General features: G+C 55.6%; 19 protein-coding genes and 1 pseudogene. 7 read left to right on the top strand and 13 right to left on the bottom strand.

What is annotated here, in order from left to right; translation table 11 throughout:
- Positions 1–2 precede the first annotated feature (2 nt).
- Genes surA through apaH form a run of 5 tightly spaced genes read left to right on the top strand, consistent with a single transcriptional unit; the run spans position 3 to position 4327 of the window.
- Positions 3–1289 (top strand): peptidylprolyl isomerase SurA, encoded by a 1287-nt coding sequence (surA, locus tag BMW97_RS18015; protein ID WP_045907775.1) that lies wholly within the window; start codon positions 3–5, stop codon positions 1287–1289.
- The gene (pdxA, locus tag BMW97_RS18010; RefSeq protein ID WP_045907774.1) at positions 1289–2275 is read left to right on the top strand and encodes a 4-hydroxythreonine-4-phosphate dehydrogenase PdxA; all 987 of its coding nucleotides are present in this window, start codon (positions 1289–1291) and stop codon (positions 2273–2275) included. Before surA ends, pdxA begins: the two co-directional genes overlap by 1 nt.
- Entirely contained in the window at positions 2272–3093 is an 822-nt protein-coding gene (gene rsmA, locus BMW97_RS18005) for a 16S rRNA (adenine(1518)-N(6)/adenine(1519)-N(6))-dimethyltransferase RsmA (protein WP_008502020.1), read from the top strand. Before pdxA ends, rsmA begins: the two co-directional genes overlap by 4 nt.
- 3 nt (positions 3094–3096) lie before the next feature.
- On the top strand, positions 3097–3474 hold the full coding sequence (gene apaG / locus BMW97_RS18000; RefSeq protein ID WP_032644031.1) for a Co2+/Mg2+ efflux protein ApaG: 378 nt from the start codon (positions 3097–3099) through the stop codon (positions 3472–3474).
- Positions 3475–3478: 4 nt separating this feature from the next.
- Positions 3479–4327, top strand: a complete 849-nt coding sequence (gene apaH / locus BMW97_RS17995; RefSeq protein WP_045907773.1) for a bis(5'-nucleosyl)-tetraphosphatase (symmetrical) ApaH — start codon at positions 3479–3481, stop codon at positions 4325–4327.
- Positions 4328–4363: 36 nt separating this feature from the next.
- Here the strand turns inward: apaH and folA are convergent, their stop codons facing one another.
- From folA to kefF, 3 genes are all read right to left on the bottom strand, one after another.
- Positions 4364–4843 (bottom strand): type 3 dihydrofolate reductase, encoded by a 480-nt coding sequence (folA, locus tag BMW97_RS17990; protein ID WP_045907772.1) that lies wholly within the window; start codon positions 4841–4843, stop codon positions 4364–4366.
- A 114-nt stretch (positions 4844–4957) separates the two neighbouring features.
- On the bottom strand, positions 4958–6823 hold the full coding sequence (gene kefC / locus BMW97_RS17980; protein ID WP_045907771.1) for a glutathione-regulated potassium-efflux system protein KefC: 1866 nt from the start codon (positions 6821–6823) through the stop codon (positions 4958–4960).
- On the bottom strand, positions 6816–7346 hold the full coding sequence (kefF, locus tag BMW97_RS17975) for a glutathione-regulated potassium-efflux system oxidoreductase KefF (protein ID WP_045907770.1): 531 nt from the start codon (positions 7344–7346) through the stop codon (positions 6816–6818). Before kefF ends, kefC begins: the two co-directional genes overlap by 8 nt.
- Before the next feature lie 365 nt (positions 7347–7711).
- Between kefF and BMW97_RS17970 the strand changes: the two genes are divergently transcribed.
- The gene (locus tag BMW97_RS17970; RefSeq protein ID WP_082087731.1) at positions 7712–10597 is read left to right on the top strand and encodes an autotransporter family protein; all 2886 of its coding nucleotides are present in this window, start codon (positions 7712–7714) and stop codon (positions 10595–10597) included.
- Positions 10598–10644: 47 nt separating this feature from the next.
- Here the strand turns inward: BMW97_RS17970 and BMW97_RS17965 are convergent, their stop codons facing one another.
- The 10 genes and pseudogenes from BMW97_RS17965 to BMW97_RS24355 all read right to left on the bottom strand — a co-directional run.
- Complete coding sequence (locus tag BMW97_RS17965; RefSeq protein ID WP_045907769.1) at positions 10645–10878, bottom strand: YgdI/YgdR family lipoprotein; 234 nt, start codon at positions 10876–10878, stop codon at positions 10645–10647.
- 181 nt (positions 10879–11059) lie between these two features.
- Positions 11060–14284, bottom strand: coding sequence for a carbamoyl-phosphate synthase large subunit (gene carB / locus BMW97_RS17960; RefSeq protein WP_045907768.1), 3225 nt, complete (start codon positions 14282–14284; stop codon positions 11060–11062).
- A gap of 18 nt (positions 14285–14302) precedes the next feature.
- Complete coding sequence (gene carA / locus BMW97_RS17955) at positions 14303–15451, bottom strand: glutamine-hydrolyzing carbamoyl-phosphate synthase small subunit (RefSeq protein WP_045907767.1); 1149 nt, start codon at positions 15449–15451, stop codon at positions 14303–14305.
- 454 nt (positions 15452–15905) lie between these two features.
- Positions 15906–16727: a 4-hydroxy-tetrahydrodipicolinate reductase gene (gene dapB, locus BMW97_RS17950; RefSeq protein ID WP_045907766.1), complete on the bottom strand. Its 822-nt coding sequence runs from the start codon at positions 16725–16727 to the stop codon at positions 15906–15908.
- A gap of 205 nt (positions 16728–16932) precedes the next feature.
- Positions 16933–17883 (bottom strand): 4-hydroxy-3-methylbut-2-enyl diphosphate reductase, encoded by a 951-nt coding sequence (gene ispH, locus BMW97_RS17945; RefSeq protein WP_045907765.1) that lies wholly within the window; start codon positions 17881–17883, stop codon positions 16933–16935.
- Position 17884: 1 nt separating this feature from the next.
- Positions 17885–18334 (bottom strand): FKBP-type peptidyl-prolyl cis-trans isomerase, encoded by a 450-nt coding sequence (fkpB, locus tag BMW97_RS17940; protein WP_003856450.1) that lies wholly within the window; start codon positions 18332–18334, stop codon positions 17885–17887.
- Between the two features lie 117 nt (positions 18335–18451).
- A complete protein-coding gene (gene lspA / locus BMW97_RS17935; protein ID WP_008502034.1) occupies positions 18452–18952 on the bottom strand; it encodes a signal peptidase II in 501 nt (166 codons plus the stop codon).
- Positions 18952–21768 (bottom strand): isoleucine--tRNA ligase, encoded by a 2817-nt coding sequence (gene ileS, locus BMW97_RS17930; protein WP_045907764.1) that lies wholly within the window; start codon positions 21766–21768, stop codon positions 18952–18954. Before ileS ends, lspA begins: the two co-directional genes overlap by 1 nt.
- A gap of 45 nt (positions 21769–21813) precedes the next feature.
- Complete coding sequence (gene ribF, locus BMW97_RS17925; protein WP_045907763.1) at positions 21814–22740, bottom strand: bifunctional riboflavin kinase/FAD synthetase; 927 nt, start codon at positions 22738–22740, stop codon at positions 21814–21816.
- 7 nt (positions 22741–22747) lie between these two features.
- A pseudogene (locus BMW97_RS24355) lies at positions 22748–22954 on the bottom strand (DUF2575 domain-containing protein); the annotation flags it as partial.
- Positions 22955–23069: 115 nt separating this feature from the next.
- On the opposite strand from BMW97_RS24355, the gene rpsT reads away from it, so the two are divergent.
- Positions 23070–23333 carry a 30S ribosomal protein S20 gene (gene rpsT, locus BMW97_RS17915; protein ID WP_003856458.1) on the top strand — a complete coding sequence of 88 codons (264 nt, stop codon included), beginning with the start codon at positions 23070–23072 and terminating at the stop codon, positions 23331–23333.

The following is a 23333-nucleotide window of genomic DNA, read 5'->3' as shown; positions in this document are numbered from 1 at the left end:
GTATGAAGAACTGGAAAACGCTGCTGCTCGGTGTCGCTATGGTTGCGAATACCAGCTTCGCGGCCCCCCAGGTTGTTGATAAAGTCGCCGCGGTGGTTAACAACGGCGTCGTGCTTGAAAGTGACGTTGACGGTCTGATGAAATCGGTGAAGCTCAATTCGGGCGAAGCGGGTCAGCAGCTTCCGGATGACGCCACGCTGCGCCACCAGATCCTGGAGCGTCTGATCATGGATCAGATCGTTCTGCAGATGGGGCAGAAAATGGGTGTGAAGGTCACTGACGAGCAGCTCGATCAGGCGATCGCTAACATCGCGAAACAAAACAACATGTCTTTAGACCAGATGCGCAGCCGTCTGGCCTATGACGGCATCAGCTACGCCACCTACCGTAATCAGATCCGTAAAGAGATGCTGATTTCGGAAGTGCGTAACAACGAAGTGCGTCGCCGCGTCACTATCCTGCCTCAGGAAGTGGACGCGCTGGCAAAACAGGTGGGTAACCAGAACGATGCGAGCACGGAGCTGAATCTGAGCCACATTCTGATCCCACTGCCAGAGAACCCAACGTCCGATCAGGCTGCGGAAGCAGAAAGTCAGGCGCGTTCCATTGTCGAACAGGCGCGTAACGGCGGCGACTTTGGCAAGCTGGCCATCACCTACTCCGCAGACCAACAGGCGCTGAAAGGCGGCCAGATGGGCTGGGGACGTATTCAGGAGCTGCCGTCCATCTTTGCTCAGGCCCTGAGCACGGCGAAGAAAGGGGATATCGTCGGTCCAATCCGTTCAGGCGTGGGCTTCCACATTCTGAAAGTGAACGATCTGCGCGGCCAGAGCCAAAATATCTCCGTTACCGAAGTTCACGCTCGTCATATTCTTCTGAAACCGTCACCAATCATGACTGACGATCAGGCGCGTGCGAAGCTGGAACAGATTGCAGCAGACATTAAGAGCGGTAAAACCTCGTTTGCGAAAGCAGCAAAAGAGTTCTCGCAGGATCCTGGCTCTGCTAACCAGGGCGGCGATCTGGGCTGGGCGGCAGCGGATATCTACGATCCTGCCTTCCGTGACGCGCTGATGAAGCTGAACAAAGGCCAGATTAGCGCGCCGGTCCACTCTTCGTTTGGCTGGCATCTGATCGAGCTGATGGACACCCGTAACGTTGATAAAACGGATGCGGCGCAGAAAGACAGAGCCTACCGTATGCTGTTTAACCGTAAGTTCTCTGAAGAAGCAGCCACCTGGATGCAGGAACAACGCGCCAGTGCTTACGTGAAAGTGCTGAGCAACTAATGAAACAGCATCGTGTTGTTATCACGCCCGGCGAACCCGCCGGGATTGGGCCTGACCTCGTTGTCCAGCTCGCCCAGCGCAGCTGGCCAGTAGAACTGGTTGTCTGCGCGGATGCAACACTGTTACAGGACCGGGCAACGCTGCTCGGTCTGCCTTTAACGCTCATCCCTTACGTTGAAGGCCAACAGCCTGCACCGCAGCAAGCCGGTACCCTCACCCTTCTTTCTGTTCCCCTTCGTACGCCAGTCATTCCTGGCCAGCTCAGCACGGAAAACGGCCACTATGTGGTTGAAACCCTTGCGCGCGCCTGCGACGGTTGCCTGAAGGGCGAATTTGCCGCCCTGATTACCGGCCCCGTCCACAAAGGCGTGATCAACGAAGCGGGCATACCGTTTACCGGGCATACGGAGTTCTTCGAAGAGCGATCGCACAGTCCGAAAGTGGTGATGATGCTGGCGACCGAAGCGATGCGCGTTGCCCTGGTGACCACCCATCTGCCGATCAAAGCGATTCCGGATGCGATCACCCCCGATCTCCTGCGCGAGATCATCGGGATTTTGCATCACGATCTGCAGACAAAATTTGGGATCCCGCAGCCGCATGTGCTGGTTTGCGGCCTGAATCCGCACGCGGGCGAAGGCGGGCACATGGGCACCGAAGAGATCGACACCATCATTCCGGTACTCAACGAAATGCGGGCGAAGGGAATGAACCTCAGCGGTCCGCTGCCTGCTGATACCCTTTTCCAGCCGAAATACCTGGATAATGCCGACGCCGTGCTCGCGATGTACCACGATCAGGGCCTGCCCGTGCTAAAATACCAGGGCTTTGGCCGCGGGGTGAATATCACCCTCGGTTTACCCTTTATTCGAACGTCCGTTGACCACGGTACTGCGCTGGATCTGGCAGGCCAGGGGAAAGCGGATGTCGGCAGTTTTATTACGGCGCTTAATCTCGCCATCAAAATGATTGTTAATACTCAATGACTAATCGAGTCCATCAGGGCCACTTAGCCCGTAAACGTTTCGGGCAAAACTTCCTTAACGATCAGTTCGTGATCGAAAGCATTGTCTCGGCTATTAATCCACAAAAAGGCCAGGCGATGGTCGAAATCGGCCCGGGACTTGCCGCACTGACCGAACCGGTAGGCGAACGCCTCGACGAACTGACCGTCATCGAACTGGACCGCGATCTGGCCGCACGCCTGCAAACGCACCCGTTCCTCGGGCCGAAGCTGACTATCTATCAGCAGGACGCCATGACCATGAACTTCGGCGAACTGTCGGAAAAAATGGGTCAGCCGCTGCGCGTATTCGGCAACCTGCCGTATAACATCTCCACGCCGCTCATGTTCCACCTCTTTAGCTATACTGATGCCATTGCCGATATGCACTTCATGTTGCAAAAAGAGGTGGTTAACCGTCTGGTTGCAGGCCCGAACAGTAAAGCGTATGGTCGTTTAAGCGTGATGGCACAATATTACTGCAACGTGATCCCGGTACTCGAAGTACCGCCGTCAGCGTTCACACCGCCACCGAAAGTGGATTCAGCGGTTGTGCGCCTTGTGCCGCACAAAACGAAACCGTACCCGGTTAAAGATCTGCGTGTACTGAGCCGCATTACCACTGAAGCCTTTAACCAGCGTCGTAAAACGATCCGTAACAGCCTCAGCAATTCGTTCACCGTTGAGGTATTAGCTGAACTGGGGATCGACCCGGCAATGCGTGCGGAGAACATTTCCGTAGAGCAGTACTGTAAGCTGGCTAATTACATCAGCGAAAATGCGCCGCCGAAGGAGAGTTAAGCCATGATTGATTCGCCCCGCGTATGTGTCCATGTACAAAGCGTCTATGTTGAATCACAGTCCTCGCCGGACGAAGAACGCTTTGTCTTTGCTTACACCGTGACCATTCGCAACCTGGGGCGGACGCCCGTGCAACTGCGCGGACGCTACTGGCTTATCACCAACGGCAATGGCCGCGAAATCGAAGTTCAGGGGGAAGGTGTGGTCGGTGAACAGCCCCACATCGCCCCTGGCGAAGAGTACCAGTACACCAGCGGCGCGGTGATTGAAACGCCGATGGGTACCATGCAAGGCCATTATGAAATGGTCGATGTCGATGGCAATGGCTTCCGCGTTGCTATTCCCGTGTTCCGTCTCGCCGTAACCACACTTATTCATTAATCTAATGTCTACATATCTGATTGGCGACGTTCACGGTTGCTACGATGAACTGATCGCATTATTAAAACAGGTCGACTTTACGCCAGAACAGGACACGCTCTGGCTGACGGGCGATTTAGTCGCACGTGGCCCCGGCTCGCTTGAGGTATTACGTTTCGTCAAATCACTGGGCGACAGCGTTCGCATGGTGCTGGGCAATCACGATCTGCATCTGCTGGCAGTGTTCGCCGGGATCAGCCGCAATAAACCTAAAGATCGCCTCACCCCGCTGCTGGATGCGCCGGACGCGGACGATCTGATTAACTGGCTGCGCCGTCAGCCCCTGCTGCAGGTTGACGAAGAGAAAAAGCTGGTCATGGCGCATGCCGGGATCACGCCACAATGGGATCTTGAAACAGCGAAAACCTGTGCGCGTGACGTTGAGGCGGTGCTGGCAAGCGACTCGTATCCTTTCTTCCTCGATGCCATGTACGGCGACATGCCGAACCACTGGAGCGAGGATCTCAGCGGTCTGGCCCGTCTGCGCTTTATCACGAACGCCTTCACCCGCATGCGTTTCTGCTTCCCGAACGGACAGCTGGACATGTATTCCAAAGAGACGCCGGAAAGCGCACCGGCCCCGCTCAAACCGTGGTTTGCCATTCCGGGGCCGGTGACCAGCGAGTACAGCGTGGTATTTGGTCACTGGGCTGCACTGGAAGGAAAAGGGACGCCGGACGGGATTTACGGTCTGGATACCGGATGCTGCTGGGGCGGAGAGCTAACCTGTTTACGCTGGGAAGATAAAGCTTACTTTGTTCAGCCGTCCAACCGACAGCTGGACTTAGGGGAAAGTGAGGCCGTCGCCTCCTGAATCATGCCCTCTCCCGGGCGGGAGAGGGCAAATCACTTAACGACGTTCCAGGATCTCGAAGCAGTAGCTGTGAGAGTTCTGTGCATCCGCATCGTGGAATTCGCTGAATACCGATTCCCACTCGTCCGGATCGTAGTCCGGGAAATGGGTATCTCCTTCCACTTCCGCATCAATATGGGTCAGATACAGCTTCTGCGCTTTAGGCAGGAACTGCTCGTACACGCGCCCGCCGCCAATTACCATGATCTCTTCGGCATTGCCGCATGCAGCAATAGCATCGTCGACGGATTTTACCCATTCGACGCGATCGTCAGTACCCGGCTGGCTACTGATAACGATATTTTTACGGCCCGGCAATGGACGACCAATCGACTCCCAGGTCAGGCGGCCCATCACTACCGGCTTGTTTAACGTAGTACGTTTAAACCATGCGAGATCGGCAGGCAGGTTCCACGGCATGGCATTTTCCATACCGATAACGCGGTCCACCGCCAGCGCTGCAATCAGACTGATCATTGAAAATTTCCCGGATGCAAAAAATTGCCGCCACTATACGGAAAGCTTAATCTTTCGTCGACTGGCGGCAGAGTAAAGATACAGAAATTTTTTAATATTGCTGGCAACTCCACTTCACGCGGAAGGTTTACTCTCCGGTTCGTCAGACGGATCCCCGGTATGCTTGCCCTCTTCTGTGCCCTGCCAGCCGTGACGCTGGATCAGCGACAGGTGATTGCGATCCTCATTGATGATTTCCGTCAGCATGGCGCTGGTGCGTTTAAACACTGCCGCACGCTCCGTGGCCGTACTGCCCGCCATCGCCGCCATCTCTTCCACCATTTCGGTATTAAAGCGACGGAACAGATCCGCCCGTTCGCGGGCTTCATACGCGCCGAGCCCCAGGTTTTCCAGCGCCATGCGGCCAGACTTCAGCGCGCCTTCAAAGGTTTCACGCTCGGGGGCTGCGACGCCCGCCTGCCTGAGGCGGATATAATGATCAACATCGCGCGCGCGGGAAATGATGGTTAGATCCGGAAAATGCTCTTTCGCCATTTCCACCATCTGCAGGCTGGTCTCCGGATCGTCAATCGCGTTAATCAATACCTCCGCTTTCGCCGCCCCGGCGGATTCCAATAGATCGACGCGCGTTGCATCGCCGTAAAACACCTTCATATCAAATTTACGCAGGGTATCGACATGGTCGGGGTCGTGATCGAGGATAACCATTTTCACCCCGCTGGACAGCAACAGACGACCAACGATCTGCCCGTAGCGGCCAAATCCGGCAATGATGACGCGAGGCTGCTCCTCGTCAATCTCATCGGCTTCGCGCTCCTGATCGCTACCCGATTTTTCCAGACGCGTCAGCACCACCAGCAGAACGGGCGTCGCGGCCATCGACAGTGCGACTGCCAGCGTCAGCGCTTTTGCCCACTCGGGATCGAGGACGTTTGCCATCTGCGCCGCGCCAAAGACCACGAACGCAAATTCGCTCCCCTGCCCCAGCAGAACCGCAAACCAGCTGCGCTGCTTATTCGGCACCTTCAGCGGACGCGCAATCAGCCACAGCATCGCCATTTTAATGATCAGGAAGCCGACCAGCAGGACGACGATCCGCAGCGGGTGCGTCACCAGCGTGCCAAAGTCGACGGACATCCCTACGCCGATGAAAAACAGCCCCAGCAGCAAGCCTTTGAACGGCTCGATATCGCTTTCCAGCGCGTGACGGTATTCGGAACTCGCCAGCAGAACGCCCGCCAGGAAGGCCCCCATCGCCATCGACAGACCAGCTTCCTCCAGCAGCAGACCGAAACCAAACACCAGGAAGAGCGCCACGGCGCTGAACACTTCGCGAAGGCCCGAGCGGGCAACGAACCGCAGCAGCGGGCGGGTGACGTAGCGACCAAGCAGCACCACCAGCGCCAGCGCCCCCACGACTTTTAATGCCGACAGCGCGAACGCCCCCAGCGTCGTGGAGGAACCGCTGGCCGCCAGCAGCGGAATCATCGCCACCAGCGGGATAGCGGCAATGTCCTGGAACAGCAGCACTGAGAACGCGCTGCGTCCCATCTGGGAGACCGTCAGATTGCGCTCGTTCATGGCCTGCATGGCAATGGCGGTCGAGGAAAGCGCCAGCGTCATGCCGATAAGCTCTGCCACTTTCCAGTCCATGCCCAGCAGGATGCAGAACCCACCCAGCAGCAGGCCGCAGGCCACCATCTGCAGCGCCCCGCCGCCAAATACCGAGGCGCGAAGCTTCCACAGGCGCTGCGGATCGAGCTCCAGACCAATCACAAAGAGCATCAGCACAACGCCAATTTCAGCGAAATGAAGGATCGCCTCTGCATCCGTCACCAGTCGAAAGCCCCACGGTCCAATAACGCAGCCCGCAATCAGGTAGCCGAGAACAGAGCCCAGCCCCAGGCGTACCGCCACGGGCACAATCAGCGCCGCTGCGCCAAGGTATATCAGCGCCTGTATCAGCGTATGGCTATCCATGGTGCGCCTCCTGCCACTCAAGTAAGCGTTGTTTATAATGGCGAGCCTGCGCCTGCAGCGTTTCGTCATCGCAGACAAAAGTGCAGTGCATCGCAAAAGGCGGGAGCCAGTTCAGGCCGCAGTAGAGCGCGGTCGCCTGCAGCGGCTGTGCCAGGACCTCAAAACCCGGGAAGGAACCAATATCAAAGTGGCTTTCCCCTCCGCCCGTGGTGACCGCCCACATCAGGCTTTTCCCTTTTAGCGCATGACCATTGTGGCCATACGCCCAGCCGTGGGAGAAGACCTTATCAATCCACAGCTTCAGCAGCGGGGGCGTGCTGTACCACTGCATGGGATGCTGCCAGACGATCAGATCGGCACGGGAAAGCGCCTCCTGTTCAGCGGCGATATCGATGTTGAAATCGGGATAAAGTTGATAGAGAGAACGTATCTCTACGTTATCAAGCGTCCTTACCTGCTCAAGCATCCGCTTATTCGCATGCGAGTGCTGCGGATAAGGGTGCGCGTAAATAATGAGTATCATCAAATGGCCTGTCTTCTTCTCTTCTTGTAGCAGTGAGTGTAGACAGTTAACCCGCCCGGTGAAAGGGGCGAAAAGCCTTGCAAAGGTAAAACGCAACAATGGGCAATGATTGTCCCGGACGGGTATAGCAGGCGAAAAATGACCGTTTACAGAGAATATATTAAATGAATGGTTAAGGATGAAATATATTAATTAACGATCAATTAAGAAACTCTAAAATCATTATTTAATAAATCAACCTATACATAACGCATTGAAAAAATAATAATTTTATGCTCTTAGTCGTAAGCCCATTCTTGTAAGCAGCCTAAAAGGGTTACTCCATATCATTAATTAGCGTCACTTCTTCTCAAATGGATGTGTACATGCGCAACAAAAAATTCAAATTAAACAAAACCACAAGCAATCTCGGAAAGATATTTCCTGCCTTGTTTATATTCACACCGATAGTGGCCCTTGCCGGAACCATTGATCAATCCACCTCTGTCCCACAAGAGTTTTCCTCCGAAGCAGAATACACCATCAATAAAGACGTCACCATCTCGTCCTCGGGAAGTGAGAGCGCGGTTTCTGTTTCAGGATTCAACGTAACAACCGTGACTAACAATGGGAATATTTCTGGCGCAGGTAAAGGTCTGGACATTAATACCTCTGCGCAACGTGTTACCTTAAATAACGAGGAAGGTGCGACGATTTCCTCAACCGGTGCCTCTGCCGTTAACATTGAATCCATGCAGGGGGATATTATCAATAACGGAAGCATTACCGCTTTCGACAACGGTATTTATGTCAGTCAGAACTCCTCAGCGGTAAATATATCGAATGGCGCTACCGGGGTTATTAAAGGTAAAACAGGTCTTAGTGCACACGTCGGTGTGGCTATAAATAACGAAGGCACGCTTACCGGCACGGAAAATGATGGTATACACCTGAGCGACGGTAATACCAAAATCACCAATACCGGAACCGTTCAGGGCGCGCAGAACGGCATCAACGTAACGGATACGGCGAAAGTTGATATCACTAACAAGGGCTCGATTGGCGGTGGCGATACGGCGATTACGTTTGCCAGCAGCAAAAATAATACGTTGGTACTTGATACAGGCTCGTCATTGAAAGGCGACGTCATTTCTAGCGTCTCTAAAGGAAATACGGTAACTCTGGCAGGAACCGGCACAGAAGACAGCAATTTTGTTGGCTTATCGGAAGGCGATGGTTTTGCTTCTTTAGAAATGGACGGCGAAAGCTGGGCGCTCTCAGGGAATATCGACATTATCGGTTCTGGCAATTCGCTGCTGGTTAACAGCGGTGAGTTAATCCTGTCGGGGAATGTGTCTAATGCAGGCACGACTCTCGTTGCCAAAGATGCTTCTCTCCAACTGGGTGATGGCTCGAAAACCGCGACGCTGAGCGGTGGACTGACCAACAACGGCACCCTTATTTTTAATCAGGGCAGTAATACGGCGTTCGCCACCGGCATTACCGGTAGCGGCAATGTTGAAAAAGTGGATTCCAACACCCTGACGCTAACCGGTAAAAACACCTACACGGGTGATACCGTTCTGCATAGCGGCACCACGCTGGTCGGTGTTGGTTCAACGCTTGGTACAAAGAGTAGCAACGCGACGATTACTGTCGAAAATGGCGCTCAGTTTGCCACTGCTGGCGAAGTAAACGACAATATCAACATCCTCACGGGTGGTACGCTGGCAGCATGGAATGCGATTCAGGGTAACGATACGCTGAGCGTTTCAGGTATCGATACGGTCAACGGCAACGTCACCAACGGTGGCACACTGTTACTCAGCGCCGCCAATAACAGCGTTGGCAATAATTTCACCATTAACGGCGACTATACCGGCTCTGCGGGCAGTCAGATCGTGATGAACAGTACCCTGGGTGAAGACAACTCGCCAACCGATCATCTCACCATTACCGGCAGCAGCTTTGGCCAGTCCGACGTCAGCGTTAACAACATTGGCGGCCTGGGCGCGCAAACCGTTAACGGCATGGAAATTGTCAGCGTTGGCGGCAGCTCCGAAGCCCAGTTGACCCTTGCCAAACCGGTGGTTGCCGGTGCGTGGGAATATAATCTCTATCAGCACAGCAACGGCAACTGGTACCTGGAGTCAAAGGCCACGCCTTCCGATGAACCGTCTGATAATACCGATGATGGCGATAACACCGACAACGGTGATAACACCGACAACGGCGGTAACACCGACAACGGCGGTAACACTGACAACGGCGGTAACACCGACGACGGCGGCAACACCGACAACGGCGGTAACACCGACAACGGCAGCAACAGCGGTCCTGAGGTCATGGCTCCGGAGGTTGGCGCTTACTTAGGCAACTACCTTGCCGCGCAGAGCATGTTCCTGCACAAGCGTGACGATCGCGATCAGATCACCTTCCGTAATGAAGAAGACCTCAACACCTGGATGTACGTCAAAGGTCGCTACCATGAAAACAATGCAGGCGGCGACAAAGTCAGCTATGACACCACCACCACCGTGCTTCAGGTAGGCAGCGACTTTATGAGCAAGCCTATGGACAACGGTATTCTGCGTGCGGGCGGCATGTTCGGGGCCGGTCAGGCGAAAACCCACTCTGATGCAAAACACAACGTGCGTGATGCGCAGGGCAAAGTGGACGGCTTTAACGTCGGCCTGTATGCAACCTGGCAGGAAGATCAGAAGCTGCGCCTGGGCAGCTACGTTGATACCTGGGCCGCCTACAGCTGGTACAACAATAAAGTGACCAGCAATCGCAACGATGAAGACTACGACAGCACCGGTTTTGCCGCTTCCGTCGAAGTGGGCCATGCGTGGGTGGTTGATTCAGAGAATGAGCGCACCTGGAAAATCGAACCGCAGGCTCAGATCGTCTACAGCTATCTGGATCAGGAAAATCATACCGATCGCGACGGCGTGCGGGTGACAACGCTGGACAATGACGGTCTGTTTGGTCGTCTGGGCGTCAAATCAAGCTACTTCCAACAGAAAGATGTGAAAGCCTGGCAGCCGTACGTTGCCGTGAACTGGCTGAAAGGTGCGGGTCAAAACGATCTGGCGTTTAACGGCGAGACTGTCAGCAACGATACGCCGGAAGATCGTGGGCAGCTGGAACTGGGCGTCACCGGTAACCTGAACGACACCACCACGCTCTCCCTGCGCGCCAGCGGCGAGTGGGGTGAAAACAGCTATGCTGCTTATGGCGGTCATATCCTGCTGAACCACCGCTGGTAATCGTTCCTGAAAGACTAAAAGCCGTGGCAAACGCCACGGCTTTTTTATTAGTTATCCAGCTCGCCCATTGATTTAACCTGATCGCGGTTGATCTGCTCGGTCTGACCCGTTTCCGCATTTTTATACGACACCAGACCGGTATCATCATCGACCTCTGGTTTTCCGTCGGTGACAATGGTTTTGCCATCGGTGGTTTTCACTGCCTGGTTAGAGGAACAGCCCGCGACGGTAAACGTTGCAGTGGCGGCAAGAAGGGTGGCGATCAGTAATTTATTTTGCATGGTGTTTTCCCCTGCTCTCAGTTGAATTTCGTTATCGACCTAATGATTTTAGGCTAACTCACTGAATGCGGATGAAAAACCAGAAGGTTCTGAAGATGGATAAAGAAAAAAGCAGGGCGGGTAAGCGAAGCGCCACCCGCCATTTGCCCGGCGGCGCTACCGCTTGCCGGGCCTACGCAGATTACTTGCTAATCTGCGCGTGCATTTCCTGAACCGAAATCACCTTCTCGGTGGCATCCGCGTTCAGCGCCATGGCTGTTGCGAAACCGCCGTTCAGGGTGGTGTCGTAGTGCACTTTGTACTGCAGCGCGCTGCGGCGAATTAGCTTGGAGTCTTCAATCGCCTGGCGGCCTGCGGTGGTGTTGATGATGTAGGTGTATTCGCCATTCTTGATACGATCCTGAATGTGCGGACGACCTTCATGCACCTTGTTCACCAGACGCGGGTTGATGCCCGCTTCACCCAGCACAATCGCCGTACCGTGGGTCGCGTCCAGCTCAAAGCCCTGCTTCAGCAGCTTGGCGGCCAGGTCAACCACGCGCTCTTTATCGCCTTCGCGAACGGAGAGCAGCGCACGGCCCGATTTTCTCATGGTTGAGCTACTGCCCAGCTGCGCCTTCGCGAACGCTTCTGCGAAGGTGCGGCCTACGCCCATCACTTCCCCGGTTGAGCGCATTTCTGGCCCTAACAGTGGGTCAACGCCCGGGAATTTGTTGAACGGCAGCACCACTTCTTTCACCGAGTAGTACGGTGGAATGATCTCTTTGGTCACGCCCTGCTGTGCCAGCGTCTGGCCTGCCATCACGCGCGCCGCCACTTTCGCCAGCGGAATACCGGTGGCTTTGGAGACGAACGGTACGGTACGTGCCGCACGCGGGTTGACTTCAATCAGGTAGACTTCGTTATCTTTCACCGCGAACTGGACGTTCATCAGGCCGCGAACCTGCAGCTCGAAGGCCAACTTCTGCACCTGCTGGCGCATCACATCCTGAATTTCCTGGCTCAGGGTGTACGCTGGCAGAGAACAGGCAGAGTCACCGGAGTGCACGCCCGCCTGCTCGATATGCTCCATAATGCCGCCAATCAGCACCATTTCGCCGTCGCAGATGGCATCAACGTCCACTTCTACCGCATCGTCGAGGAAGCGGTCGAGCAGCACTGGCGCATCGTTGGAGACGCTCACCGCCGTCTGGAAGTAGCGACGCAGGTCGGCTTCGTCGTAGACGATTTCCATCGCGCGGCCGCCCAGCACATAGGAAGGACGCACCACCAGCGGGTAGCCAATCTCTTTCGCCTTCTCTACGGCCTGTTCGATGGCCGTCACCGTGGCGTTCGCCGGCTGTTTCAGCTTCAGACGGTCAACCGCCTGCTGGAAACGCTCGCGGTCTTCCGCACGGTCAATCGCATCCGGGCTGGTACCGATAACCGGTACGCCTGCCGCTTCCAGCGCGCGCGCCAGCTTCAGCGGAGTCTGGCCACCGTACTGCACGATAACGCCTTTTGGCTTCTCGATGCGCACGATTTCCAGCACGTCTTCCAGGGTAACCGGCTCGAAGTAGAGGCGGTCGGAGGTGTCGTAGTCGGTGGAGACGGTTTCCGGGTTACAGTTGACCATGATGGTCTCGTAACCGTCTTCGCGCAGCGCCAGCGAGGCGTGTACGCAACAGTAGTCGAACTCGATGCCCTGGCCGATACGGTTTGGACCACCGCCCAGCACCATAATCTTATCGCGATCGACGGACGGGTTCGCTTCGCACTCCTCTTCATAGGTGGAGTACATGTACGCGGTGTCGGTCGAGAATTCAGCCGCACAGGTGTCCACGCGCTTGTAGACCGGGTGCAGGTCATACTGGTCACGCAGCTTGCGGATTTCCGCTTCACGCACGCCCGCCAGCTTAGCCAGACGCGCATCGGCGAAGCCTTTACGCTTCAGCACACGCAGGAAGTCAGCGTCCAGGCCGTTGATGCCCAGCTCGGCCACTTTCTCTTCCAGACGCACCAGCTCTTCAATCTGCACCAGGAACCAGCGGTCGATGTTAGTCAGGTTGAACACGCCGTCGACGGACAGGCCGGCACGGAAGGCATCGGCGATGTACCAGATACGCTCTGCACCCGCGTCTTTCAGCTCGCGGCGGATTTTGGTCAGCGCTTCCGGGTCGTCCAGGCTCACTTTCGGGTCGAAACCGGTCGCGCCCACTTCCAGACCGCGCAGTGCTTTTTGCAGGGATTCCTGCTGCGTACGGCCAATCGCCATCACTTCCCCGACAGATTTCATCTGGGTGGTCAGACGGTCATTCGCGCCTGCAAATTTCTCGAAGTTAAAGCGTGGAATTTTGGTCACAACGTAGTCGATGGACGGCTCGAAGGACGCAGGGGTGCGGCCACCGGTGATGTCGTTCATCAGCTCGTCGAGGGTATAACCCACCGCCAGTTTCGCCGCCACTTTCGCAATCGGGAAGCCGGTCGCTTTAGAGGCCAGCGCGGAGGAGCGGGACACGCGCGGGTTCATTTCGATAACAATCAGGCGGCCGGTTTTCGGGTTCACGGAGAACTGCACGTTTGAACCACCGGTTTCCACGCCGATTTCACGCAGTACCGCCATCGAGGCGTTACGCATGATTTGGTACTCTTTGTCGGTCAGCGTCTGGGCTGGCGCAACGGTGATGGAGTCGCCGGTGTGGATACCCATCGCATCGAAGTTTTCGATGGAGCAGACGATGATGCAGTTGTCGTTTTTATCACGCACCACTTCCATCTCGTACTCTTTCCAGCCAATCAGCGATTCATCAATCAGCAGCTCTTTGGTTGGAGAGAGATCCAGACCGCGTTCGCAAATTTCTTCGAACTCTTCACGGTTGTAAGCGATACCGCCGCCGGTGCCGCCCATGGTGAACGATGGACGGATGATGCACGGATAGCCCACGTCAGCCGCAACGGCCAGCGCTTCTTCCATGTTGTGTGCGATACCGGAGCGCGCGGTGTCGAGGCCGATTTTCTTCATCGCCACGTCGAAGCGGCGACGGTCTTCGGCTTTATCAATCGCGTCGGCGGTCGCACCAATCATGGTGACGCCGAATTCGGCCAGCACGCCCTGACGCTCCAGCTCGAGCGCGCAGTTCAGCGCCGTCTGGCCGCCCATGGTTGGCAGCACCGCGTCCGGACGCTCTTTCTCGATGATTTTACGCACCACTTCCCAGTGAATCGGCTCGATATAGGTCGCATCTGCCATTTCCGGGTCGGTCATGATGGTCGCCGGGTTAGAGTTAACCAGGATGACGCGGTAACCCTCTTCACGCAGGGCTTTACACGCCTGCGCGCCGGAGTAGTCGAATTCGCAGGCCTGGCCGATGACGATCGGGCCAGCGCCAAGGATCAGGATGCTTTTTATGTCTGTACGTTTTGGCATTGTCTTCTCGGCTCCTGATTATTTAGCGGTCTTACGGTATTGCTCGATAAGTTCGATGAAGTGATCGAACAGCGGCGCGGCGTCGTGTGGGCCCGGGCTGGCTTCCGGATGCCCCTGGAAGCTGAACGCTGGCTTATCGGTGCGATGAATCCCCTGCAGGGTGCCATCGAACAGCGACTTATGGGTCACGCGCAGGTTAGCCGGCATTGAGGCCTCATCGACGGCAAAGCCGTGGTTCTGCGCGGTGATCATCACCGTGTTGTTATCGATATCTTTCACCGGGTGGTTACCACCGTGGTGGCCGAACTTCATCTTGACGGTGTTCGCACCGCTCGCCAGCGCCAGCAGCTGATGGCCGAGGCAGATGCCGAATACCGGGATGTCGGTTTCCAGGAAGGACTTGATGGCAGCGATGGCGTAATCGCACGGCGCCGGGTCGCCAGGCCCGTTGGACAGGAAAATACCGTCCGGATTCATCTTCAGTACGTCTTCAGCAGACGTTTTTGCTGGCACCACCGTCAGGCGGCAGCCGCGGTCAACCAGCATGCGCAGGATGTTGCGCTTGGCGCCGAAATCGTAGGCCACCACGTGGAACGGCAGCTCGCTCTCTTTTTTCGCTTCCGGCAGGTCGCCTTCCAGCGTCCAGCTACCCTGAGTCCAGCTGTAGGCTTCTGCGGTAGTGACTTCTTTCGCCAGGTCCATGCCGTTCAGGCCCGGGAAGGCTTTCGCTTTTTCCAGCGCCAGCGTCGCATCGAGGTTATCACCCGCGATGATGCAGCCGTTCTGTGCACCCTTCTCGCGCAGCAGACGCGTTAACTTACGGGTATCGATATCGGCAATCGCCACGATGTTATGGCGCTTCAGGTAAGAAGAGAGGTCTTCGGTATTGCGGAAGTTGCTGGCAATCAGCGGCAGGTCACGAATGACAAGGCCCTGCGCATGTACCTGAGAGGATTCTTCGTCAGCCGCATTGGTGCCGACATTGCCGATATGAGGATAAGTAAGAGTAACGATTTGGCGAGAATAGGAAGGATCAGTGAGGATTTCTTGATAACCGGTCATTGAAGTATTGAAAACGACTTCCCCAACCGCCGAACCCGTTGCCCCTATGGCCCGACCGATAAACTGGGTTCCGTCTTCCAGAACCAATAGCGCTGACTTAATCAAAACACCCTCCAGAGAATATTCACTCACTTTATTTGCATATTAATTCATAACCATGTCATGGATCAATGCAAATGTGTTGCCAGCGGATTTTTGGCAAACGGCGGCATTCTGGAGATTTGGTGGGTAAAAGTCAACTTAAAACCGATATTTTGTTTAGTCTTTTGCGTATCTGACGAGGTGAGTGAAGCTTAAGCGACAAAAAGATCAGGTAAATCACTGCGGAAAACGCTTGCGCGCCGGGTTTAATGAAAAATGAGTCGACGCAGCATCAAAAAGTGGACCAAATGGTCAAAATTTACATTTCAGTAACGGGAATTAAGGGGAATAGCTATACTTTCAAGGCCAAAGGAACAAAATGGGCGCGAAATAGATAAAATAAAAGGGCAATAAATTATTGCCCTATGCAATCAAAGGATTACGACTGCAATAACCACATCACGATGGGTAATAATGCTTACAGATTGTTGAGATCAAGCACATCTCTCATATCAAAAAGACCATTTTTCTTCTCTTTTAGCCACAAGGCGGACCGAACGGCACCATTGGCAAACGTCATTCGGCTGGACGCTTTATGCGTAATCTCGACGCGCTCGCCAATATCGGCGAACATCGCGGTATGTTCGCCGACGATGTCACCCGCCCGGACGGTTGCGAAACCAATGGTGCCCGGCACGCGCTCCCCGGTGTGGCCTTCGCGGGCATAGACTGCGCAGTCTTTTAAATCTTTATCAAGTGCATGAGCAATCGCTTCGCCCATTGCCAGCGCCGTGCCTGATGGCGCATCAACCTTATAGCGGTGGTGAGCTTCGACAATCTCAATATCGGTGTAGTTGCCCATCACCTTCGCCGCCTTCTCCAGCAGCTTCAGCATGACGTTAACGCCCACGCTAAAGTTTGCGGCGAAGACAATCGCAATCTCTTTGGATGCATCCTGGATAGCCTGCTTGCCCGCATCGTCAAAACCGGTGGTGCCGATCACCATCCCCTTGCCGTGCTGACGGCAAAACGCCAGATGCGTGAGCGTCCCTTCAGGACGGGTAAAATCGATGAACACATCGAAGTCATCTTTAACCGCGTCCAGGCTGCTTTGTACGGTGACGCCGGTCTTTCCCGCGCCCGCCAGCTCGCCAGCATCGGTCCCCAGAAGTGATGAACCGTCACGCTCCAGCGCCGCGCCAAGTGCTACGCCATCCATCTGAAGTGCCGCCTGAATAAGCTGACGGCCCATACGTCCACCCGCGCCCGCAATGGCGACACGGATCTGTGCATCATGCATAGTTATTCTCTTACGTTAAAATGATGTAAACCGTTTTCAGATTAACCAGCCTTTCTGAGCACTGCCAACTGAAAACACCAATAATTAGAATTTAACGTGAAACCGACTTAAATATCAGTAAAAGACATGATTTTGTCGTCACGATAAAGTAACGGGTAAAAAAAAGGCCAGCACAGGAGGTGCTGGCCTTTCATCAGAAAAGGGACTATTCGACTTCGCGGGCGTCGATTCTCAGCTCTTTCGGCACTTCGAAAACAATATTCTCTTCGCGTCCTTCCAGCGGCACCGCTTCGCCGCCGCCCAGCTCCTGCAGACGGGAAATGACGTTTTGTACCAGAATATCGGGCGCGGATGCCCCGGCCGTCACGCCTACGCAGGCCGCGTCTTTAACCCACACTTCCTGAATATCCGTGGCATCGTCGATCAGGAACGCCGCCTTCCCCATTCGCTGTGCCAGTTCAGCCAGACGGTTAGAGTTGGAGGAGTTCTTAGAGCCGACCACCAGCACCACGTCCGCCTGTTCAGCCAGTGCGCGCACCGCTTCCTGACGATTGGTGGTGGCGTAGCAGATGTCGTCCTTGCGCGGCCCGACGATTTTCGGGAAGCGCTGACGCAGGGCATCAATCACGTCTGAGGTATCGTCGACGGAGAGCGTCGTCTGGGTCATAAACGACAGACGCGCTTCGTTTTTCACGTTCAGCGTGAAGACATCTTCAGGCGACTCCACCAGGTACATTCCCCCTTCAGGGTTGCTGTACTGGCCCATGGTGCCCTCGACTTCCGGGTGGCCAGCATGGCCAATCAGGATCGACTCTTCACCACGGCGGCTGGCGCGCGCCACTTCCATATGCACCTTGGTCACCAATGGGCATGTAGCATCGAAGACGGTCAGATCGCGACTTTTCGCTTCGTTACGGACCGCCTGAGAGACGCCGTGCGCGGAGAAAATCAGGATCGCACCGTCCGGCACTTCGCTGATCTGCTCGATAAAGATGGCACCGCGTTCGCGCAGGCTGTCGACCACGTAGCGGTTATGCACCACTTCGTGACGTACATAAATCGGCGCGCCGTAAATCTCCAGCGCGTTTTCAACAATGCTGATAGCGCGGTCTACACCGGCGCAGAAGCCGCGCGGGTTAGCCAACAGGATCTGCATTTCAGGCCTCCAGTGCCGGATCGATTTCCAGCACTTCAACATCAAAATGAACGGTACGCCCGGCAAGCGGATGGTTGAAGTCAACGGTAATCGAGTCGCCGTTGATTTCGCGGATCACGCCAGGCATTTCGCTGCCGTCCATAGCGGTAAAGAGCATAATCGCGCCGATTTCCGGTTCACCTGCGTCCATAAACTCGCGGCGCGAGAAATACTGGATCAGGTCCGGGCTTGGCACGCCAAATGCCGCATCCGGCTCCAGCGAAAAGGCTTTTTTCTCGCCCTCTTTCAGGCCCAGAAGCTGCTGCTCAAGACCTTCAGACAGGGAGGTATCGCCAAGACGAAACAGGGCCGGTTTACCGTTATTGCGGGTGGACTCAGCCGTTGAACCATCATCCAGCTTCAGCGTGAAGTGAACGAGAACCGCGCTGTTGCTCTGTACGGATTTAGACATGCAAATTGCTCGCTTGTTTTGGGTCACCTGTTGCCCGGTGGCGCTACGCTTACCGGGCCTACGGGAAGCCACAAATTCTGTAGGCCGGGTAAGCGTAGCGCCACCCGGCATTGATGCTTACGCCTGCTCTTTCGCAGCGGGTTTAGGCAAGAAGCCTTCCAGCACGATTAACGCCGCACCGATGCAAATGGCGCTATCAGCGAGGTTAAAGGTCGCGAAGTGCCAGTCGCCGACGTAGAAGTCGATCATATCGACCACAAAGCCATGCCACAGGCGATCAAACAGGTTGCCCAGCGCGCCGCCAATGATCAGCGCGTAGGCGATGTTATTCAGCTTTTGCGTTGCCTTCGAGCGGTACATCAGCACCGCCAGGATCACGCAGATACCGAGAGCGATACCCGCAAAGAACCAGCGCTGCCAGCCACCGCTGTCAGCAAGGAAACTGAACGCCGCACCGTAGTTGCGCGCGTAGTGCAGGTTAAGCGACGGGAACAGCGGGACCGTCTCCCCCAGAGCAAAGTTCTGGAGGATCAGGAACTTGCTGCCCAGATCAATAATCAGCACCACCACAACCAGCCACAGCCAGCGCAGTCCTGTTGAACAGAGAGTTTTACTCATCAGGCAAACTTACGTTTTTCGCCGTCACCGGCGACGTTGCTTACACAGCGTCCGCAGATGTCTGCGTGTTCCGCCACCTGACCGACATCGGTGGTGTAATGCCAGCAACGCGGGCATTTCTCACCGTCGGCTTTGCTCAGCGCGACTTTCAGTCCTTTGAGCAGTTCGCTCTGCTGAGCATCAGCAGAAGCCTCGGCATAATCCGCAACTTTCGCACCGGAGGTCAACAGGACAAATCGTAATTCATCGCCCAGCGCCGTCAGCTTCGCCGCCAGCTCTGGCTCCGCGTACAGGGTTACTGCCGCTTCCAGAGAGCCGCCGACTTTCTTATCAGCACGCGCCTGCTCGATAACCTTGTTCACTTCGCCACGTACTTTCAGGAGCTCGTCCCAGAAGGCATCGTTCATCGCTTCGGTGCTGGAGAGATCGAACAGACCTTCGTACCACTCGCCCGTGAAGACATACTTCTCACGATCGCCCGGCAGATAACCCCAGATTTCATCCGCGGTGAAGGACATGATCGGCGCCATCCAGCGTACCAGCGCTTCTGCGATATGGAACAGTGCGGTCTGGCAGCTACGACGCGCTACGCTGTCCGCTTTCGCGGTGTACTGGCGGTCTTTGATGATGTCGAGATAGAACGAGCCCATCTCAATGGAGCAGAAGCGCATCAGGCGCTGCACCACTTCGTGGAAGTCATAAGACTCATAGGCCTTCAGGATATCCTCCTGCGCCGCTTTCGCGCAGCCTACCGCCCAGCGGTCCAGAACGACCATCTCTTCCGGTTTCACCATGTCTTTTGCCGGATCGAACCCGTTCAGGTTCGCCAGCAGGAAGCGCGCGGTGTTACGGATACGACGATAGCTGTCGGCAGCGCGTTTCAGGATCTCGTCAGACACCGCCATTTCGCCGGTGTAGTCGGTCGACGCCACCCACAGACGCAGAATGTCTGCGCCCAGTTTGTTCATCACATCCTGCGGAGAAACGGTGTTACCGATAGATTTGGACATCTTACGGCCCTGACCATCCACGGTGAAGCCGTGAGTCAGTACCTGACGGTAAGGCGCTTTACCCTTCATGGCGGTAGAGATCATCAGAGATGACATGAACCAGCCGCGGTGTTGGTCAGACCCTTCCAGATACATATCGGCAGCGTGACCGGCAAACTCCGGACGCACGTCAACCACGGAGGAGTGGGTAGACCCGGAATCGAACCACACGTCCAGGGTATCCGGCACTTTCTCGTAGTTATCCGCATCAGCGCCCAGGATGTCGCGGGCGTCGAGATCCCACCATGCCTGAATGCCGTCAACTTCGACGCGCTTCGCCACTTCTTCCATCAGTTCCAGGGTATTCGGGTGCAGCTCCTGCGTCTCTTTATGTACGAACAGAGACATCGGTACGCCCCAAGTACGCTGACGGGAGATACACCAGTCAGGACGGTTAGCCACCATGGATTCGATACGCGCCTGGCCCCAGTCCGGGATCCACTGCACGCCTTTGATCTCTTTCAGAGACTGCTCGCGCAGGCCTTTCTGATCCATGCTGACGAACCACTGCGGGGTCGCACGGAAGATGATCGGGGTCTTGTGACGCCAGCAGCACGGATAGCTGTGCTGCATTTTTTCAACGTGCAGCAGCGCGCCGCTGGTGCGCAGCATGTCGACGATGATGTCGTTCGCTTTGAAGACGTTGATACCGTCCAGAGCCGGGTAGGTGCCAGGCAGGTAAGAACCATCCGGGCCCACCGGGTTAGCGATTTCCAGACCGTACTTCAGGCTGATGTTGTAGTCGTCAGGACCGTGGCCACCGGCGGTATGCACCGCACCGGTACCCGCTTCCAGCGTCACGTGGTCGCCGAGGATCGCCGGAACGTCGAAGTCCAGGAACGGGTGTTTGAAGCGCATCAGCTCCAGGGCGTCACCTTTCACGGTGCCCAGCACGGTGTAGTCAGTGATATGCGCGCGCTTCAGCACGCTCTCAACCAGATCTTTCGCCAGGATAACCGCCTGACCGTCAATCTGCACCAGCGCGTATTCGAACTCACCGGACAGGGAGATCGCACGGTTGGCTGGCAGGGTCCACGGGGTGGTGGTCCAAATCACCAGAGAGATCGGGCCGTTTACCGAGGCGACGCCAAATTTGGCTTTTACCGCATCCTGATCCACCGCGTGGAAGGCCACGTCGATAGACGGAGAGGTTTTGTCGTAATACTCCACTTCCGCTTCTGCCAGCGCAGAACGGCAGTCCACGCACCAGTGCACCGGCTTAGCGCCTTTGTGCAGGTGGCCATTACCGATGATTTTGCCCAGCGCACGGATAATGTTGGCTTCCGTTTTGAAGTCCATGGTCAGGTACGGGTGCGACCAGTCGCCCAGTACACCCAGACGGATGAAGTCAGCACGCTGACCGTCAACCTGCGTGGCTGCGTATTCGCGGCACTTCGCACGGAACTCAGCGGCGGTGAACTTCTCACCTGGCTTGCCGAACTCTTGCTCGACTTTCAGCTCGATTGGCAGACCGTGGCAGTCCCAGCCCGGAACGTAAGGCGAGTCATAGCCCGCGAGTCCTTTGGACTTCACGATAATGTCTTTCAGAATCTTGTTAACCGAGTGACCAATATGAATGCTGCCATTCGCATAGGGAGGGCCATCATGCAGAATGAAGGTTTTTTTGCCTTTTTTGGCTGCACGAATGATGCCGTACAGGTCATCATCGGTCCAACGCGCCAGCATTCCCGGTTCGCGCTTGGCGAGATCGCCGCGCATCGGGAACCCTGTTTCCGGCAAATTCAGGGTTGATTTATAGTCACTCATCAGATTCTCGGTTCCGTATTTATCACGTAGGCAGTTAAGCCGGTTCTAAAGCCCAAAAAACTCGCGGGCCGTCAATTCATCTCGCGCAATTTGCGCTTTGAGTTCATCCAGCGAACCAAATCGCTGCTCATTGCGTATTTTTTTACGCAGTATTACATCTATATGGCGACCATACAGGTCCATTACAACGTCCAGCAGGTGCACTTCTAGCTGTTGACGCACACCGGCGACGGTCGGACGCGTGCCAATATTGGCGACGCCGTAGAACGGTTTATCGCCCAGTCCTGCCACTTCTACCGCATAGACCCCTTTAACCGGGGAAACCTGACGACGCAGCGGTATATTCGCCGTCGGGAAACCTATCGTGCGGCCCAGCGCATCGCCATGGACCACGCGGCCAGAGATGGTGAACGGATGCCCCAGCAGGGTTTCTGCCGTATCCAGTTCATCATCGGCCAGTGCCCGGCGTACCGCCGTGCTGCTGACGCGTACGCCGCCTTCACAGAAGGTCATCGCGCTGGTGACGTCAAAACCGTACTCCAGACCAGCCTTCTGTAATAGCAAGAAATCGCCCTGACGACCAGCGCCAAAGCGGAAATCATCGCCCACGGCAAGAAACTGCACGCCAAGACGCTTAACCAGCAGGTCGCTGACGAAATTTTGTGCTGTCAGCGCGGCAAAGCGGCGATCGAAACGTACGCACAATACGTAGTCCACGCCGGACTCAGCCAGATAGCGCAACTTCTCGCGCAGGCGTGTAAGACGGGCGGGAGATTTATCGCCCGCGAACAGCTCCAGCGGCTGCGGTTCGAAAATCATCACTACAACGGGCAGGCCGCGGGCCTCCCCTTCTTTACGCAATCCCTGCAGCAGCGCCTGATGACCACGATGCACGCCGTCGAAATTACCAATGGTCAGCACGCACCCGTGCGGGGCTCTGCTGAGATTATGTATGCCGCGTATCAGCTTCATGTCTGGCTCAAAACAGTGAAAATCGCCAAAGTATACCTTGTACAGCGGTTAAGGTTAACCGGCGATTGTTCGTGCAAAACAGAAAGCCGTAATGATTTCATCAGGCTGACCTTTCGCAGCGAAAAAATCTGCTCGCGAACTGCGATTTTTATGCCGAAAAGCTGTATTCACGAACAACAAGCTGGTAGAATCCTGCGCCATCACTACGTAACGTAGCGTCGCCACATTAACGGCGCTTATTTGCACAAATCCATTGACAAAAGAAGGTATAGAGGGCATATTCCTCGGCCTTTGAATTGTCCACATAGATCATATTTGGGAGTTGGACCTTGGCTAATATCAAATCAGCTAAGAAACGTGCCGTACAGTCTGAGAAGGCTCGTAAGCACAACGCAAGCCGTCGCTCTATGATGCGTACCTTCATCAAGAAAGTATACGCAGCTATCGAAGCTGGCGACAAAGCTGCTGCGCAGAACGCATTTAACGAAATGCAACCAATCGTGGATCGTCAGGCTGCTAAAGGTCTGATCCACAAAAACAAAGCAGCGCGTCATAAAGCAAACCTGACCGCGCAGATCAACAAACTGGCTTAA

It is taken from the genome of Enterobacter sp. NFIX58 (genome assembly GCF_900110475.1).
GTDB classification, from domain to species: domain Bacteria; phylum Pseudomonadota; class Gammaproteobacteria; order Enterobacterales; family Enterobacteriaceae; genus Enterobacter; species Enterobacter quasiroggenkampii.
This window is presented reverse-complemented; position numbering and strand designations above follow the sequence as displayed.